Below are 18,403 nucleotides of genomic sequence, written 5' to 3' on the forward strand. Positions count from 1 at the left end.
CGAAGGCGCCGTTCCAACCGCTGAAGATTCACTGAATGTCCCGGCCTCTTCGTGAGCAAGCTCACTCCTGCTTTTAGTGGGACCGGCTTTAGCCGGGAAGAGGCCAGTGCGTGCGCAGTGAATTTTGCGGTGTGGCATCCGACGCCTTCCCGGCTAGAGCCGGTCCCACAGGGGATATGCAATCCCACCGTTCGGGTTTCAGTCAGTGACACTGGATGCACGGGATGCTTTTAGTGGGACTGGCTTTAGCCGGGAAGAGGCCATTGAGTACGCAGCGGATTTTGGGTGTGGCATCTGACGCCTTCCCGGCTGAAGCCGGTCCCACAGGGGATATGCAATCCCATCGTTCGGGTTTCAGTCAGTCACATTGGATGCACGGGATGCTTTCAGTGGGACCGGCTTTAGCCGGGAAGGGGCCGGCAGCTGCGCTATCCATCAAAAAAAACGGCCTCCATTGCGGAGGCCGTTTTTGTGTTTACGCGATCAATCAGGCAACGAGGTCAGTGACGTGCAGCTCCTTGACGCCGACCAGCTGGATTTCGAAGTCCGGGGTGGCGTCGGCGTTGATGCTGCCGTAGAGGATCCCGTCGGCAAAACGTATCTGCCCGGTGGCGTCGTTGCTGTCAAAGGCGTTGCTGCCAATGAAGGTAAACGCGTCGATGCCCGGCGTTTGCGGATTGGCGTCCAGGGCGCTGAAGTCGAGCAGGTCGCCCTCGGCGCTCTTGAAGCCGCTGATCACGTCGCGCAGCGCACCGACACCCATGTCGGCGACAGAGTCGAACACGTAAGTGTCGGCCCCGGTGCCGCCGGTGAGCGAATCGGTACCCGCGCCGCCGATCAAACGATCGTTGCCCGAGCCGCCGATCAGCGTGTCATCGCCGGCGCCGCCGTTGAGCACGTTGGCGCCGCTGTTGCCGGTCAGGCTGTCGGCGAAGGCGCTGCCGATCAGGTTCTCGACGCTCTTCAGCGTGTCCAGGCCGGAGCCGCCGGTGTTCTGCTGGGCCGAGGTCGACAGCGTGGCGGTGATGCCTGCCTGCGCGCCAACGTAAGACACGGTGTCGTTACCGTCCCGCCCGTCCAGCACGTTGTTGCCGATGCCGGCGAACAGCACGTTGTCCAGCGCGTTACCGATGCCGTTGGCCGCATCGAGGCTGTCGATGTACAGGTTTTCGACGTTGCTGCCCAGGGTGAACGTCGCCAGGGTGCTGTGCACGCTGTCGATGCCGCCGGAGACGCGATCGGCGTTGGTTTCGATCACGCTGTCGCCGCTGTTGTCGACGTAGTACGTGTCGTTGCCATTGCCGCCGCTCATGCTGTCGGCACCGCCGGCGCCATCAATCACGTTGGCCGCCGCGTTGCCGGTGATGAAGTTGCGCAGGTCGTTACCGTTGCCGTCGATGGCCGAGACACCAGTGAGCACCAGGTTTTCCAGGTTCGCGCCGAGGGTCCAGCTGACCGACGCCTGCACGGTGTCGATCTGCGAAGGCGAGTCGCTGCTTTCGGTGACGCTGTCGAAGGCGTTGTCGACGATGTAAATGTCATTGCCGTCGCCGCCCGTCATGCTGTCGGCGCCAAGGTCGCCGTCCAGCGTGTCGTTGCCGGACGAGCCCACCAGGGTGTCGTCCTGGTCGGTGCCGAAGATCATGCCGCCTTCGTTCTGTGCGCCGTCGAAGATGGCCTGCACGCTGTTGTTGTCGCTCGGGTCACCGTGGAAGCCCAGGTCGTCGGCGATGTAGTCGGCCAGACGCTGACCGACGATTTCGGCAGACTCTTCGTGCAAGTGCCAGACGTCGTCGGGGTAGACCAGCGGGTCGACTTCGTGGCGCAGGGGCAGGTCGGTGTAATCCACCGCAATCTTCACATCGTCACGCTGGGCGGCGATCGCTTCCTGGGTGGCGCGGACGTAGCCGACACCTTCGACGATGCCGGCGATCTTCTCTTCCGAGAAGCCGCGGGCGCGGGCCGCGTCCTGGTCGTAGTGACCTGTTTCCATCATGTACACGTTGAAGTTACCGAACTGCGCGTGCAGGTAATCAAACACCGACAAGGTCGCCGCCTTGTACGCCGCCGCCGCAGCGTCCTTGTCCGAAGCGCGGGCGATTTCCTGCGCCGCTTCTTCGCCCTGGCCCCAGATGATGCCAATGGTCACGTTGTCGATCGACTTCAGCTCGGTGAGCTGGTCGTTCAGCAAGGCCACGGCGCGCAACAGGGCCGGGCCCGGTTGGTCGGTGTCGGTCAGCCACCAGCACAGCTTCAGCTCTTCAGGGCCGAAGGTCGACAGGCCGTTGACCGTGCTGCCGCCCACCGCGATGTCGATGCCATTGCCGTCGGCGTCGTTGAACTGGCTGCGCACGTCGTAGGTAGTGTATTTGCTCAAACCGTCCACCAGCATGGTGGTGCCGGACTGGCTGTCGTCTTCGGTCATGCGCAGCAGACGTGCGTTGGACTGGCCGAGGGTCGGCAGGAACAGAATGTCCTGGTCGGCCCGGGAGCCGAACACGAAGTCGTCGGCGGTGAGGGTGTTCATGTAGTTGCCGCTTAAGGCGATCTCGAAGCGGTGACCGTCAGCGTCGGGGACGCTGGATTTGATGTAGGTTTTGTCGCCAGCGGCGTTGAGGCTCAGGTACAGCGTGCCGTTGCTGCCATCGCCCAGGCCGAGGAAGCCCAGGGCGGAGACGTCGATCTTGTCCACGCCGTGGGTGAAATCGTAGATCGTGTCAGTCGCGGTGACACCGCCGGTGTTGTAGTCGCGGTAGCTGTCCTGGACGCTGGTGTAGCGGAAGGTGTCAGCACCGTCGCCGCCATACAGCGAGTCGCGACCCGCGCCGCCGTCAATGATGTCCGGCCCTGCGCCGGCGCGAATGGTGTCGTTGCCGCCCAGGCCGAGGATCAGGTCGGCGCCGGCAGTGCCAGCGATCGCTTCGCCGTTGTCGGTGCCGGTGATGGTGCTGGCCGGCGCATCGGCCACTGCCAGGGCGAAGCTGTCACTGACTGACGCGCCCGACGGGTCGGTGGCCTTGATCAGCAGCGTGTAGTTGCCGGAGGCGGTGCTGGTCGGCGTGCCGCTGAAGGTCAGGCGGGTGCTGTCAAAGCTGAGCCAGTCGGGCAGAGCACTGCCATCGGCCAGGGTCGCGGTGTAGGTCAGCGCGTCGTTGTTGGCGTCGGAGAAGCTGTTGCTGGTGACCGCGTAGGTGAACGGCGAGTTTTCCGTCGCGTTCTGGTCCAGCAGCGGAATCACCACCACCGGCGCCACGTTGACGGGCGCATTCTGGCTGGCGAAGACGAAGTGGCTGGCGTTGAGGCTGCCGGCCAGATTACCCGCCAGGGACAGTTCGAAACGGTTGCCGTTGGCGTCCGCGACGTTGTCCTTGACGTAGGTGCGGTTGGTGCTGGCGTTGTAGGTCACCTGCAGCGTGCCGTTGAGGCCGTTGCCCAGGCCGCCGTAGCCCAGGCCCGAGACGTCGATTTTGTCGGCGGTGACATCGAAATCAAGGATCTGGTCACTGGCGCTGGTGGTCGCCGTACGGTAGCTGTCCTGGGTGGAGGTGAAGCGGAACACGTCCGCCCCCGCACCGCCGGTGAGTTTGTCGGCACCGGCGCCACCGATGAGGACGTCGTTGCCGTCGCCGCCGTTCAGGGTGTCATTGCCCGCCCCGCCGAAGATCTGGTCGTTGCCGGTGGTGCCGGTCAGCGTGTCGTTGCCCGGCGTGCCGTTGATCACGCCCGGCGTCACTGGCACGTCCTGCACGGCGAGGGTGAAGCTGTCGCTGACGGTGGCGTTGCTGGCGTCGCTCGCGGTGATTTTGATCGCGTAGGTGCCCGACGCCGTGTTGCCCGGTGTGCCACTAAAGGTGCGGGTCGCGGCATCGAAAATCAGCCAGGTCGGCAGGGCGGTGCCGTCGGCCAGGGTCGCGCTGTAGCTGAGGGTGTCGTTGTCCGGATCGGTAAAGCTGGTGCCGGGCACGACGTAGCTGAACGGCGTGTTTTCGGTGGCGTTCTGGTCCAGCAGCGGGTTGGCGACGACGGGCGCCTGATTCACCGTCGGGGCGGTGGCGAAGACGAAGTTGGCGCTGGTCAGTTTGTCGAGGTAGTTGCCCACGAGCGCGACTTCGAAGCGGTTGCCTTCGGCATCGGCGGTCAGCGACTTGATGTAAGTCTTGTCGCCGGCGTCGTTGAGCACCGCGTACACGGTGTTGTTCATGCCGTCGGCCAGGCCCGTGAAGCCCAGCTTGGAGAGGTCGATCTTGTCGGCGGTGACGTCGAAATCGGTGATCACGTCGCCGAGATTCGCGCCGCCGGCGTTGTAGTTGCGGTAGCTGTCGGTTCGGCTGGAGAACACGAAGGTGTCAGCGCCAGCGCCGCCACTCAGGGTGTCCTGCCCGGCACCGCCGTCGAGACGATCGTCACCGGCGCCGCCCGCCAGGCTGTCGTTGCCGGCCAGACCCAGCAAGGTGTCTGCCCCGTCAGTGCCCTGCAGCGAGTCGTTGCCGGTGGTGCCGGTGAGGGTGCGGTTGAAGATGAAGTTGTCGGCGGTCAGTGCGCTGACCAGATTCCCGGCGAGGATCAGCTCGAAGCGATTGCCGTTGGTGTCGGCATCGTAATCCTTGATGTAAGTGCGGTCGTTGCTGGCGCTGTAGCTGATCTGCAGGGTGCCGCCACGGCCGTTGCCCAGCCCGGTGAAGCCCAGGCCGGCGAGGTCGATCTTGTCCTGGGTCGGGTCGAAGTCGGTGATGGTGTCGTCGAAGCTGGTGGTCGCGGTGCGGTAGCTGTCGGACTCGCTGGTGAAGCGGAAGATGTCCGCGCCCGCGCCGCCGGTGAGCTTGTCGACCCCGGCGCCGCCGATGAGGATGTCGCTGCCGCCACCGCCGTTGACGGTGTCATTGCCCGCGCCGGCGTAGAAAATCTCGTTGGCGTCGCTGCCCAGCAGGGTGTCGTTGCCGTCGGTGCCCTGAACCGCCACCACTGGCACGGTCGCGCTGACGTAGCTGCCATCGCCATACACCAGGGTGTCGCCCTTGGTGGTATGGGTGATGGTGTTGCCGATGATGGCGTTGCGGTCGGTGCCGTCTTCGTTGCGCTCGGCCACGCCATAGGTCGACAGGGCGCTGCCGTTGATGGTGTTGCCCTGAACGGTGTTGTCACTGCCGTTGTAATACTTGCCGGAAACGCCCTTGGTGTCGTCGTAGGACTGAATGATGATTTCCGGTACGCCGCCGCCCAGTGAGTTGTTGCTCAGGGTGTTGTTGATGACGTCGACGTTGTTGCTGCCGTAGATGCGAACGCCGGCGCTGGCGTTGTCGTGGATGTCGACGCCGGTCATGGTGACCTCGCTGGACAGCTTGATCAGCACGCCTTCGGCGCCGTTGCCATAGACCTCACCGCCGGTGATGGTGATGTTGTTCGGCGAAGGGATGTTCTCGCTGCCGCGCTGCACGACGATGCCGCCACCGCCGTTGCCGTAGGCGACGTTGTTGCTGAGGGTGAAATCGTGGCTGCTGGTGACCACGTTGAAACCGTGGCGATCGTTGTCGTAGGCGATGTTGTTTTCGAAGGTGCTGTCGCTGAGGAAGTCAGCGACAAAGCCGTCCAGGCCGTTGCCGTGGGACACGCTGTTCTTGATGACCATGTTCACGGTCTGTTCGTGGGGGTCAAAGCCGTAACCGGAGCAGTCCTTGATTTCCACGCCATCGAGGGTGACGTTGGAGTCGTAACCTTCCTTGCCCGGGATGTAGCCGTTGAACCACCCATCGATCTTGCCGGTGGTGTTGTCCCGGTTGCCGTCGATGGTCAGGTTGCTCAGCCCGAAGTCGTGGGTCTCTTCGCCGTAGGCGGAGCGGATGACGCCGGTGATTTTCGTGTCCGAACCGTCCGCGACCTTGATGTTGGAGACGCCCATGCCGTCGCCGTACATGTAGACGTTGCTCTTGAGCATGAGGCAGCCGTCGGATGGTTCCTCGCCGCCTGACACGATGTAGGTCCCGGGGGGTACATAGACTTGTCCTCCACCCGCCGCCGCAGCTGCATCAATCGCTTGTTGGATGGCCGCGGTGTCGTCAGAGACGCCATCTCCCTTGGCGCCAAAATTTTGGACGTTAAAAATCATGTACTTATCTCCGGTCACAGGCTGAGGTCACGCTGCGTGCCAATTTCCAATCGGCACTGCAGCAGGTATGACCCACCTGAACGGAAAAGTTGTCGCCGTATGTCGGAAAACCGTCGTTTTGTGACGATCGGCACATTTCGGTGGTTGTTGGTGTCACGTAATTGACGTTTGAAGGGATATGCTTTTCTGGCACTTTTGGAGAGATGAGGAGTCTGCGAGCGATGAAGATCGCTTGGCAGGACCAGCTTCAGCCGGGAAGAGGCCCGTGTGGGCACCCTCGATTCTGCGGTGTGAATGCTGACGCCTTCCCGGCTAAAGCCGGTCCCGCAAAGTTCGCGTTAGCCGAGTCCTATTATGGGTTAGCGGGCCTACTAGGCCACTTCAGCGGGGGCGCAGCGCAGGCAGTCGCGGCCTTCGCCCTTGGCGGCATAGAGGGCCTTGTCGGCCATGGCGATGAGCGCTTCGGCGCTGGTCTGAGGTGCGCTGGCGATGGCGACGCCCAGGCTGATGGTGACCCTGGCGCCGTCGCCCAGCACCGGGTGAGGCACGTTCAGCGCGGCGACCGCCGCGCGCAGGTTTTCTGCCAGGGCCCTGGCCTGGGCCGGGTGGGCGTGGGTCATCAGCACCATGATTTCCTCGCCGCCGAAGCGAAAGGTCAGGGCGTCGGCTTTCTGCGCCGTGCGCTGGATCACGCCACTCAGCAACCGCAGGCAGGTGTCGCCCTGCAGATGCCCGTAGTTGTCGTTGTAGGATTTGAAGTGATCGATGTCCAGCAGGATGACCGCGACGTTCGTGGGGGTCTGCGTTGCGCGGCTCCACAGGGAGGCCAGCACCTCGCCCTGAAAACGCCGGTTGAACAATTGCGTCAGCGAATCGATGCGCGCCAGTTCCACCAGTTGCGCTCGCAGCAACTGCCCGCGCAACGCAAACAGATAACTCAGGCGGCTTCCGTGTTCCAGAAACCACGACGCCATCATCAGCAACGCCGCGGTGGAGAAGAACAACAGCGCATTGGCTTGCCAGATCTGAAAGTCGGCGAACTCAGCGAGGTAAGTGGTCACCAGCTGAATGACCAGCATGCAGGCCATGGCCACCGCCGCGCAGCGCACCGGCACCTGCTGGATCACCGTGCAATACACCATGATCAGCAGCATCCCCAGCTGATAGTGCAAGCGGAACGGACTTTCGCTGTAGATCATCGCTATCAGCGGCATCACCGAACACGTCACGGTGCCGATGGCTGCCGTCGCTTCCACAATGCGTCGGGTGCTGGCGCGCCGCGCGATGATCAGCAGAATCATAAAGATCGGCGTCATCAGGCAGACACGGCCCAGCGCCACGTAGGTAAACATGTCGTTCAGGCTGAGCCAGTCGCTGACCATGAACAGGTTGTAGATGAGGATGCCGCCGATGCCCACGGCGGACAGAAACTGGCGGCGTTGCTCAAGCGTTTCGGCCTCGTAGCGCTGTTCCAGCTCAGTGCTGAAACGCAGGCTGCGAAAACGCGATGCGATGGTGCGATCGACCTCGGCGAGAAGTTGCGCGTCATGGGGGCCAGGTCGATCGAGGACAAAGGAAAGCATGTTGCACCAAAGAGATGGGTTACCGGACTATGACATCATCGGTGATGTCTTAGTGCCATCATTTCGTCGGAGCGCCGTTTTCGCAAGGACTGACCGATCAAGCGTCAGGTTTGCGATGAACAGCGCTCCGTCTTGCCTCAGATCCGGAAACTGCCCACCAGCTGCGTCAAACGCACCGACTGACGTTCCAGGTCGGAACAGGCGCGCAACGTGGCCTGCAGGTTTTCCACGCCTTCCTGGTTCAGTGTGTTGATCTCGGTGATGTCGACGTTGATCGCCTCGACCACCGAAGTCTGCTCCTCGGTGGCGGTGGCGACCGACTGGTTCATCGCGTCGATCTCGCCAATACGCACGGTCACGCTTTCCAGGCTGGTGCCGGCCTGATTGGCGATGCTGACGCTTTCATGGCTCTCGCGCTGGCTGTCATTCATGATCGCCACCGCTTCACGGGCGCCGTGCTGCAGCTCCTCGATCATTTTCTGCACCTGACTGGCCGACTCCTGGGTGCGATGGGCCAGGCTGCGGACCTCGTCAGCGACCACGGCAAACCCGCGCCCGGCTTCCCCGGCGCGTGCTGCTTCGATGGCAGCGTTGAGGGCCAGCAGATTGGTCTGCTGGGAGATCCCGGTGATGACTTCCAGAATCTGCCCGATGTTGGCGGTCTTGGTGTTCAGCTGCTCGATCTGCTCGCTGGCGCCGCTGATGCGCGTCGACAAACGGTTCATCGCCTGAATGTTCTGACCGACCACGGCCTGACCACTGGACGCCATATTGCGCGCATCGCTGGAATGCCCGGACGCCATGGCGGCGTTCTGTGCGATCTCCTGCGCCGCAGCGCCCAGCTCGTTGATGGCTGCCGCCACACTGCTGGTGCGGTTGGCCTGCTGATCGGAGTTCAGCATCGAGGAGTTCGACGCGCTGACCACGCGCAGCGCGACTTCGTTGAGCTGCACGGTGGAGGAGGCCACTTCGCGCATGGAGTCATGGATCCGCTCCACGAACAGGTTGAAGCCGTTGCCCAGGTAGCCGAATTCGTCCTGGCTGAGGATCTCCAGGCGCTTGGTGAGATCGCCTTCGCCTGCCGCGATGTCGTGCATGGCGCGGCCCATGGTGTTCAGCGGACGCATCAGCACGCTGAGCAACACGCCCAGCAGCGCAATGATCAGCACCACCGCGATGATCGTGGCGACGATCGCCGAGTTACGGAAATCGCCCAGTGCGGCGTAGGCCTGGGCCTTGTCCACCGCGATGCCGACGTACCAGTTGACCGACGGCAGACCGTCAACGTGAGCAAAGGTGACGACTTCGGTCTTGCCGGCGTGCTCGCTTTCGCTGACGTCTTCGGACAGGCGCGGCGTAGCGTTCGGGTAGACCTCGGCCAGGGTTTTCATCACCAGCGAGGTGTCCGGATGCACGAGAATGCGGCCGTTGGCGTCGACCAGAAAGGCATGGCCGTCGTTCTGCAGGCGCAGCGCGCTGATCATCTTCACCAGCACTTCCAGACTCAGGTCGCCGCCCGCAACGCCGGCGACGCCGGAAGGGCCTTTCACCGGCGTGGCGATGGTCACGATCAGGCCTTTGGTCACGGCGTCCAGATAGGGCTCGGTCAAGGTGGTCTTGCCGGCCTTAAGTGCATCGGTGTACCACGGGCGGGTGCGCGGGTCGTAATCGCCGGGCATGTCATCAGGCGGTTGCGTCACGAATGAACCATCGGCTCTGCCCAGGTAGATGCTCATGAACGTCGAGATCAGCGTCGGCTGACCGAGCAGCCGGTTGAACACCTCGGGCGACGACACGGCGGCGCCCTCGGCGACGTTTTCCACCAGCAGGATGCGTCCCGACATCCAGTTCTGGATATTGCCGGCCGTACTTTCGCCCATCTGGTTCAGACTTTCCCTTAACTGATCCCGGATGGCGTTGCGTTGCAGATAATCGTTGTAGAGGGTGAATAAGGTAAACGCGGCGATCACCACCAGCGACGCCGCCAGCAGGATTTTATGGCTGAATTTCAGGGATTTGGTCATGCCTTGAGGGCCTTCAAGCGATTGCAGGGAAAGGATTGCAGTGTGTCAGTCGGGCTATCGGCGGCCAGCGGGATAGATGAATGGCTTGCTGCGCAAAACAGGCCTCTATTTGACTGGAATCTGACAATCGGTCCTGGGTGTACGGCCCGCAAGTCATGTAACCGTGCTAAGCGAGGAGGGCGGAGGGCGAGGACGTGAGGAAGTGGAGCAGGGCAGACGCCAAAAAAAAGGGCTGCAAAAAGCAGCCCTCTGGCATTCGACTTATGCGGCCCAAGCACGAAGTACAGCGCTTGAAGCTTGAAGCCTCGAGCTCGCAGCTAAGTCCTCATCCCTTAGAGCGCATGACTGTAGACCAGCGCATAGGATTCGATCCCGTCGTTAGGCTCCTTGATTCCTGCGTTTGAATAGTGGGTAACGCGCAGGCCGACGCGCTGGGTGTCGCCGAATTTCAGGCCGGCACCGAGACGGTCTTCGAAGTTGAAAGCGGAACCGAACTTCTGGTCACCCGCAGATGAACCGGTAAACAACGAAACGCCCACACCGGCTTCGATATAGGGCTTCACCGGACCGCTGCCGAACTCATAAACGAACACTGGGGCAAAGGACGCCGAGTGGCGAGCGCCTGCCTGTTTGCCTGCTTCCCAGTAGGTGTAGCCCAGGTCCCAATAGCCGGTCAGCTTGCCGGTGGAGCTTTCCAGCCAGGACTTGTCCCAGTCGAAACCCAGGGCAACGCGGCCGGTGACGCCACCTTGGCTGGTGGCACCCAATGCACCGGAGATCTGCGTGGCGTTGGCGGTCATGGCGAAAGAAGACAGGCAAAGGGCAGCGAGCAGTAGCTTTTTCATGGTGGAGATAGCCAGAAAGGTCAATAAAACCGGGGAGAGTAATCACCCGAACGGATGTAGGGCAGAACGCCACTACGAAAGTTCCATTGGCCCTGTATGAAATTTCCCAAAACTTCGTTTTTGGAATGATTCAAGCGGTATCAAGCGCCCGATTGATCAAAATTGTTGAGGCTCGGCAGAAGGATAATTCGCTTTTACGGCGTGCGATTAGGGTCAACAATCCGCTCTGTCATTCCCGCTCCAAGGATCGCCCATGAGCCTCTCGCCCTTCCATCTCGCCATTCCCGTTTACGATCTCGCCGCCGCGCGCCACTTCTACGGCGACGTATTTGGTCTTTCCGAAGGCCGCTCCAGCGAGCAATGGGTCGATTTCGATTTTTACGGTCATCAACTGGTCATCCATGAGCACCCGAAGACCACTTCCCAGGAATCCGTGCATTCCAACGCGGTGGATGGCCACGACGTACCGGTCCCGCACTTCGGCATCATCTTGCACTGGGAAGAATGGGAGGCGCTGGCGGAGCGTCTGCGCGCCCGGGAAACTAAGTTTGTGATCGAACCCTACATCCGCTTCCAGGGCCAGGTGGGCGAGCAGGCCACCATGTTCCTGTTCGATCCGTGCGGCAACGCGCTGGAATTCAAGGCGTTCAAGGACATGAGTCAGTTGTTCGCCAAATAATCCGGGCGTGCCCCTCGGGTGCTTGTCAAAGGCGCCCGTTTTCGTTTCAGCCGCACTGCAGCCACTTCAACTTACCTGTCCAGCGGCCGATAAACCGATTCAGCATCTCTTAATGATCGGATCGGACTGGAAAACTTATGCTCACTGCGATGAACAGGATGCTGGAAAACATCAGCGTCAGATCCAAGCTGTCTCTGGGCTTTGGCGCAGTGCTGGTGTTGACCCTACTGATAGCGTTGGCAGGGTGGTCCGGGATCGGCGGACTGAGTGAAAGGGGAGACCGGATTCTCGACATCTCAAAGCTCAATGACCTGACGCGTGACATGCGCATCGCGCGCTTGTCCTACACGCTCAATTACGATGTAGATCACGCCGCTGTGGTGGTCAAGGCGCTGGACAACCTCGACAGTCACCTGGCGTACTGCCGCGCCAATTTCGATTCGGCGTTGAATATCCCGCATATTCAGTCGGCGACGGAGGCGGTCAAGCGCTACCGCGCGCACTTCAGCGACTACGTTCAATCTGTGCAGAATCGCGAGGCCTCTCGTGGGATTTTCGGCAGCAATGCGGACGCCGCGGTGGAGCAATTGCAGAAGATTGAGGCCGCAATTTCCGCGAACGGCGACGCTGCGCAGACCGCTGCGGTGGTGAAGGCGCAGGCCTTGGTCGAGCAGGCGCGCTTCCAATTGCGCGGCTACACCTACAGTCTCAAACCCGAGCTTGAAGCACCGGCCAAAAAAGCCATCAGTGACGCTCGCGCCTACACCACTGTCCTTGGCCAGGCGCTGCCGGCGGCACAAAACGATGCCGTGCAACACCTCGGCTCGGCCCTCGACGCTTATTTGCTGACGGTCAGCCAGTTCAGCGAGGCTCAAGCGGGAGCCGCCAACGCTCAGTTGGGGTTGAACGAAGACATTGCCAGCCTGTTTGCCGCCAGTAACGCACTGGCAAAAAATCAGGCCGTATTGCGCAGCGAAGATGTGGACGCCGCCCGTAACGTGTTGGGCGGCGCGACACTGGGCGCATTGATCCTCGGCATTCTTGCGGCCTGGCTGATCACTCGCTTGATTGTCCTGCCCTTGATGGACGCGCTTCGCACTGCCGAGCAGGTGGCCGGTGGTGACCTGACAAATGCCCGTGTGGTGTCGCGCAAAGACGAACTGGGCATGTTGCAACGCAGCATGGCGCGGATGACGGTCAACCTGCGCGAACTGATTGCCGGCCTGCGCAATGGCGTGACGCAGATCGCCAGTGCCGCCGAGGAATTGTCAGCGATCACCGAGCAAACCAGTGCGGGCGTCAATAGCCAGAAGATCGAGACCGATCAGGTGGCGACGGCCATGAACGAGATGGCGGCCACAGTGCAGGAAGTTGCACGCAACGCGGAAAGCGCTTCCGAGGCCGCGGCCACCGCCACCCGCGAGGCCCGCGACGGTGACGAGGTGGTGCGTCAGGCCATCAATCAAATTGAGCGCCTGGCTGCCGAAGTCGGCCACTCGACGGTGGCCATGGCGGACCTGAAAACCGAAAGCGGCAAAATTGGCAGCGTCCTCGATGTCATCAAGTCGGTCGCTCAGCAGACCAACTTGCTGGCGCTGAACGCCGCCATCGAGGCTGCGCGGGCGGGCGAGGCGGGAAGGGGCTTTGCGGTGGTCGCTGACGAGGTGCGCAGCCTGGCCCAGCGTACCCAGTCTTCCACTGAAGAAATCGAGCAACTGATCACCGGTCTGCAGAGCGGCACGCAGCAGGTGGCGGGGAGCCTTGAAAACAGCCGCGTGCTGACTGACAGCAGTGTCGAACTGAGCCGGCGCGCCGGGGTGTCCCTGGGCGGCATCACCCGCTCGGTGCTGTCCATCGAGTCGATGAACCACCAGATTGCCGCTGCCGCTGAAGAGCAAAGCGCCGTCGCGGAAGAGATAAACCGCAGCGTGATCAGCGTTCGCGAAGTCTCCGAGCAGACATCGGCCGCCAGCGAACAAACCGCAGCGTTCAGTGTTGAACTCGCCCGGTTGGGCGTGCACTTGCAGACGCTGGTCGGAAAATTCAAGGTGTGACCGCCGAGGCGCACTTGCACGACGGGCAATGGCGTCAGTCTGCGCGGGGGAGCGCGTCCACAACGCAGCTTCTGAACAATTCCAGCAGCGGTGTGTGCCGCTGCAGGTATTTGCTCACCAGCACGATCTCGCGGAAGAAGGTCAGCTCACCGAGGTCGATGATCCGCACGTCCTCCGCATGCTCCAGCCACAACCCGGCCATGGGCACCAGCGCCACGCCCAACCCGGCGCGGACCATCTTGACGATGGCGTCCAGCTCATCGAGCTCCAGGGTTTGCCGCACCTCAAGTTTGCGCTCGCGCAGGAACTGCGTGACCCGGCGGCCGCCGAACGAGCGCTGATCGTAGCGAATGAAAGGGTGGTCGCAGAGGATCTGCCGAGGGTCGTCGCCCTGCATGCCGGATGGTGTGATCAGCACGAAGGGTTCTCTGGCGAGGACCTCGGCGTGCAGCTCTTTGGGCAGGGCGAACGGCGGTTTGATCATGATCGCCAGATCGAGCTCGCCGGCGTCCACCTGACTGAGCAGGTTCAATGAAACCCCAGGCACCAGACTGGCCTCGATGAACGGCGCCTTGCTGCGCAGCGCCACCAAGGCTTGCGGCAGGATGCCGGTCTGCGCCGTGCTGATGGCGCCGATGCGCAGCGCGCCGCGAAAGTCATTGGCGCTGTCGGGGCTGCCCATGCGCCCGAACAGCTGCAGCATTTCTTCGGCCAGTGCCACGGCGCGTTGTCCGGCGGCGTTGAGGGTGGCGGCGCGGCCGGTGCGATCAAAGAGGGTGACGCCCAGAGCGTCTTCGAGGTTCTTGATCTGCGCGCTCACCGCCGACTGGGTCAGCCCGACCTCGCGCCCGGCCGCCGCAAAGGTGCCTCGACGCGCGACGCAGACGAAGGTTTTCAACTCTCTGATCATCGGCAGGTCCTTGAAGGAAATTCAAATCGGGCAGGGCGCACCCACAGGCGGCCGGCAGCGGATAGTAACCAGTGCCGTCGACAAATAAAAATGCCGCCTCAAGGGCGGCATTTTTTTACGCGGGACGCTTAACGATAGCGTTCCAGCCAGTGCGCGTAGGGCGCAGGCAGGGTCCACGAGGCTTTGTCGACGCCCAGTTCTTTGGCGGCGAAATAAGCCCAATGCGGATCCGCCAGGTGCGCCCGGCCGATCGACACCAAGTCCAGCTGACCGTTCTGCACGGCGGCCTGAGCCAGTTTCGGATCGCCAAAACCCCACGCCGAGGTCACCGGGATATCGGCTTCACGGCGTACGCGTTCGGCGATCGGGCCCATGAAGGCCGGGCCCCACGGGATGTTGGTTTCCGGGATGGTGAAACCGACGCTGACGCTGAGCAGATCAAGACCGCCGGCCTTGAAGCGGCGCGCCAGTTCGATGGATTCGCTGAGGGTCTGCTCGTCACGGCCGTCGTACTCGATCACACCGAAGCGCGCGGTCAGGGGCAGGTTTTCCGGCCAGACTTCACGCACGGCGGCCAGGGTTTCCAGCAGGAAGCGGCTGCGGTTGTCGAAGCTGCCACCGTAGGCATCGGTGCGCTGGTTGGAGTGTTCGGAGAAGAAGCTCTGGCCCAGGTAACCGTGGGCGAAGTGCAGCTCGATCCACTCAAAGCCGACTTCACGGGCACGGCGTGCAGCGTCGACGAAGTCCTGCTTGACCCGGGCGATGTCGTCCAGGGTCATTTCCTGGGGGACTTTCGGCAGGTTGGCGCCGAAGGCGATGGCCGAGGGTGCGATGGTCTGCCAGCCACGGGCATCATCGGCGGCCATGTGGTCGTCACCTTCCCATGGACGGTTGGCGCTGGCCTTGCGACCGGCGTGGGCGATCTGGATGCCCGGGACCGAGCCGGCTGCCTTGATCGCTTGCACCGCAGGAATGAACGCCTTGGCGTGCTCGTCGCTCCAGATGCCGGCGCAACCCGGAGTAATGCGGCCTTCAGGGGAGACGGCAGTGGCTTCGACGACCACCAGGCCCGCACCGCCGCGGGCCATGCTCGCGAGGTGAACGTGGTGCCACTCGTTGATGACGCCGTCGTCTGCCGTGTACTGGCACATTGGAGGGATGGCAATGCGGTTACGCAGGGTCACGTCCTTCAGCGTGAAGGGTTCGAACAATGCAGACATGAAATACTCCTGATGATTGAATTCGCTTGTTCGATAGTATTCGAAATATGGCGAAGAATGAAACCCCTCGCTATGATGCGCGGCATGCGCGCCTTCAAACATCCGTTACCGACCGAACTCACACTTGAGCGTTTGCTTTACGCATTAAGTGACCCCGTACGCCTCGAAATCGTTCGCTGTCTTTCCACGGTGGCGGAGGCGACCTGCGGCGAGCTCGACGGCGGACGGCCCAAGTCCAGCATGTCTCACCACTTCCGCGTACTGCGCGACGCAGGCCTGGTGCACACGCGCAACATCGGCACCACGCACATGAATTCGCTGCGCACCGAGGAGCTGGATATTCGCTTTCCGGGGTTGCTGGGGTGCATTCTGGCTCAGGCGTGAACCGGCGTTTTCAGACGTACGGTGCGGTTAGTAGACCCGCCCTCAGCGCAAACAAAGATGGCCCGATCTTGCGATCGGGCCATTTCATTTGCGGGCTTGAACCTGACGCTTAGACAGCGCCGACGATCTTCGCAGCCGGTTGGGTACGACGACCCATTGCACCGGCACCGGCTGCCACGAGGGCAGAAACCACCAGGGTGATCAGCAGGATCCAGGCGGCGCGGGAAATGTTTTTCGCCGCAACGTCAGCCGCTTCACGGGCTTTCTGCTCTGCCTGGGCTTTCAGCTCCTGGTACTTGGCGTACGCCTGGCGGTAGCTGGCCTGGGCCTGATCGACGATCTGGTTGGCTTCGGCGTCGGTCTTGTTGCCACGGGCCTTGATCAGGTTGACGAAGGCCTGACGGTCAGCAGCGTCCCACGCCTGGTCGCCCTTGGCTTTCAGACGGTCGAGCAGGCCGCTCAGTTGCTCGTCGGCCTGTTGTGGGGCTTCGGCGCTGCGTTGTGCGGTGTTTTTCGCGTCTTCCTGGGTGGTGGCGACGTCCTGCTTGACCTTGTTCGGGTCCAGCTCAGGCTTGCCGGTCTGGCGCATGGCTTGTTCGATTTCGCCCTGGATATCGTCCAGATTGAAGTCGATGCCTTGGGCGCGCAGCTGCTCCTGGATCTTGCCGCCAACGGCCGGGGCCACTTGCGCAATGCCGCTGCCCACTGCCGACAGGCCGCTGCCCGCCAGATTCAAACCGCCACGCACGACGCCGGTCACGGCGCTGGACACCAGGTAAACGCTGATCAGCGAAACGCTGGCCCAGACCAGAATGCCGTGGAAGGCGCCTTCGCGATGGGCCAACCGGCCGGCGGCCCAGCCCCCGACGAACAGGGAAATGACCATACTCACACCCAGCCAGATGCCGGTGCCTTTGCCCATGCCTGCCAGCGGATCGGCTTCTTGCAGCGGATCGATGCTGGCGCTGCCGATGGCGGTGCCCAGCAGGCTGAGCATCAGCGAGACCACCAGCGCGAGTACCACACCGGCCAGAATGGCGCCCCAGGAAATTCGTTTGAGCAAGGGGGCAACAGCAGTCCCCCGGTAGACAGGATCGTCGTAGGCGGCAGGTGTAACTCGGTCATCGCGAATCATAGTGGCAGTTCCTTTGGTCATTGGCAGAGCGCAAGACGTGTTGCGCGTAATTCAATGACCTCCGCACTTTTTGATTAGTTTTATGCAGGCGGAAAATAAAATGCTGGCAAAATGCCTAAGCATCAAAATTGCCGAAAATTCAAAGGTCTGCAAGCAGATTAAATTGGAATCAGTGTTATTCCCAGTCGCGATATGGCGTCACCCCGGACGCTGTCCTTGGCTACCTTCTATACCACCGTAATAATCTTTCCCGAGACAGCCTGATGAATACCCTCACCGCCGATGACCGCACTCAGGTCACTCGGGAAGCCACCGTTGAATACTGGAAACACATCATCCCGATCGTGCAAATCGCGTTCGCGATTCACGTGCTGTTGCTGGGTTTGTTCCTGATCGTGGACCTGCCCGTGATGTGGGTCACCAACGCGGCGAGCGTCGCGGCTTACATCGCCTGTCTGCTGGCAATCAAACGCCGGCTGTATCGCTGCGCCGGCATGCTCATCTGTATCGAAATCATCGCCCACGCCGCCATCGCCACCTGGGTGCTCGGCTGGGACAGCAACTTCCACCTCTACGTGTTCTGCATTGTGCCGATCATTGCCTTCGGCTTTCATTCCTCGCCGGTGCGCAGAGGCTGCCTCAGCGCCGCCGTGCTCATCGTCACCGTGGGCGGGTACCTGCTGCGCAACAAAGTGCCGGTCTTCAGCATCAGCGAAAACGTTCAGGACCTGTTTGGCGCAGCCAACGCATTGACCGCAACGGCGTTGTTGCTGCACGCCACGGCGTTGTCGGTGCGCTTCAACCTGTCGATGCACATGAACCTTTATCACTCCGCCCACCGCGACAGCCTGACCAATCTCTATACCCGGCGGCGGGTGCTGCAGCGTCTGCGTCAGCTAGGCGGGGGGCGGCGGGAGATCCCCACGGCGCTGGTGCTGATCGACATTGATCACTTCAAACAGATCAACGACAAGCACGGTCATGACATGGGCGATGTGGTGCTGCAGCAGGTGGCCGCTGTCATCGCCCAGTGTGTACGCACCACGGACATCGCCGCGCGCTGGGGCGGCGAAGAGTTTCTGGTGTTGATGCCCAACACCCGCTTCGAGGACGCCCGGCTGATCGCCGAGCGGATACTCACGCACATTCGCGAACAGGGCGGGGAGATCAGGCAGAGCCTGAACCTTACGGCGACCCTTGCGGTGGCCATCCTGAATGATGGGGAGACGTTCCGGGATGCGCTGAACCGGGCGGATCAGCGCTTGTACGAGGGCAAGCAGGAGGGACGCAATCGGGTCATGCTGGCGAAGTGAGCGCGGCGGGCCTCGCGAAGCCCGTCCGATGCATCCGCCGAATGTAAATTCTCTGCAAAGGTCGGGCTCGTCGCTTGTTCCTGCCGATCACGCAGGGCTAAATGTCGCAACAATTCGAAACACCTCAATCCGAACGTCAGCCTGCCGGCCAGG

Annotated in this window: 11 protein-coding genes and 1 pseudogene; 4 read left to right on the forward strand and 8 right to left on the reverse strand. The window is 62.0% G+C overall.

All coding sequences use genetic code 11. The annotated features are described in order from the left end of the window. Positions 1–487 precede the first annotated feature (487 nt). The 5 genes and pseudogenes from QMX88_RS29755 to QMX88_RS17870 form a co-directional block, all read right to left on the reverse strand. Positions 488–6,103, reverse strand: a complete 5,616-nt coding sequence (locus tag QMX88_RS29755; RefSeq protein ID WP_442969471.1) for a putative Ig domain-containing protein — start codon at positions 6,101–6,103, stop codon at positions 488–490. A 371-nt stretch (positions 6,104–6,474) separates the two neighbouring features. Continuing rightward, entirely contained in the window at positions 6,475–7,686 is a 1,212-nt protein-coding gene (locus tag QMX88_RS17860) for a GGDEF domain-containing protein (RefSeq protein WP_282371643.1), read from the reverse strand. 137 nt (positions 7,687–7,823) lie between these two features. Next, positions 7,824–8,663 carry a methyl-accepting chemotaxis protein gene (locus tag QMX88_RS29760; RefSeq protein WP_423572567.1) on the reverse strand — a complete coding sequence of 280 codons (840 nt, stop codon included), beginning with the start codon at positions 8,661–8,663 and terminating at the stop codon, positions 7,824–7,826. Positions 8,664–8,678: 15 nt separating this feature from the next. After that, a pseudogene (locus QMX88_RS29765) lies at positions 8,679–9,710 on the reverse strand (cache domain-containing protein); the annotation flags it as partial. Between the two features lie 332 nt (positions 9,711–10,042). Next, positions 10,043–10,555, reverse strand: a complete 513-nt coding sequence (locus tag QMX88_RS17870; protein ID WP_282371647.1) for an acyloxyacyl hydrolase — start codon at positions 10,553–10,555, stop codon at positions 10,043–10,045. 253 nt (positions 10,556–10,808) lie between these two features. On the opposite strand from QMX88_RS17870, the gene QMX88_RS17875 reads away from it, so the two are divergent. Next, positions 10,809–11,234: a VOC family protein gene (locus QMX88_RS17875; RefSeq protein WP_074883781.1), complete on the forward strand. Its 426-nt coding sequence runs from the start codon at positions 10,809–10,811 to the stop codon at positions 11,232–11,234. Between the two features lie 158 nt (positions 11,235–11,392). Next, positions 11,393–13,288, forward strand: a complete 1,896-nt coding sequence (locus tag QMX88_RS17880; RefSeq protein ID WP_442969472.1) for a methyl-accepting chemotaxis protein — start codon at positions 11,393–11,395, stop codon at positions 13,286–13,288. Positions 13,289–13,322: 34 nt separating this feature from the next. On the opposite strand, the gene QMX88_RS17885 is transcribed toward QMX88_RS17880, so the two are convergent. Further along, positions 13,323–14,198, reverse strand: coding sequence for a LysR family transcriptional regulator (locus tag QMX88_RS17885; protein WP_282371654.1), 876 nt, complete (start codon positions 14,196–14,198; stop codon positions 13,323–13,325). 128 nt (positions 14,199–14,326) lie between these two features. Beyond that, positions 14,327–15,418: an NADH:flavin oxidoreductase/NADH oxidase gene (locus tag QMX88_RS17890; protein WP_282371657.1), complete on the reverse strand. Its 1,092-nt coding sequence runs from the start codon at positions 15,416–15,418 to the stop codon at positions 14,327–14,329. A gap of 84 nt (positions 15,419–15,502) precedes the next feature. Here QMX88_RS17890 and QMX88_RS17895 point away from each other — a divergent pair, with 84 nt between their 5' ends. Beyond that, the gene (locus tag QMX88_RS17895; RefSeq protein ID WP_192172634.1) at positions 15,503–15,802 is read left to right on the forward strand and encodes an ArsR/SmtB family transcription factor; all 300 of its coding nucleotides are present in this window, start codon (positions 15,503–15,505) and stop codon (positions 15,800–15,802) included. 109 nt (positions 15,803–15,911) lie between these two features. On the opposite strand, the gene QMX88_RS17900 is transcribed toward QMX88_RS17895, so the two are convergent. Next, entirely contained in the window at positions 15,912–16,937 is a 1,026-nt protein-coding gene (locus QMX88_RS17900; protein WP_192172516.1) for a YrzE family protein, read from the reverse strand. A 263-nt stretch (positions 16,938–17,200) separates the two neighbouring features. Between QMX88_RS17900 and QMX88_RS17905 the strand changes: the two genes are divergently transcribed. Further along, complete coding sequence (locus tag QMX88_RS17905; RefSeq protein WP_282371660.1) at positions 17,201–18,250, forward strand: GGDEF domain-containing protein; 1,050 nt, start codon at positions 17,201–17,203, stop codon at positions 18,248–18,250. Positions 18,251–18,403 lie beyond the last annotated feature (153 nt).

This window comes from Pseudomonas sp. PS02290 (genome assembly GCF_029960075.1).
Classification (GTDB): Bacteria; Pseudomonadota; Gammaproteobacteria; order Pseudomonadales; family Pseudomonadaceae; genus Aquipseudomonas.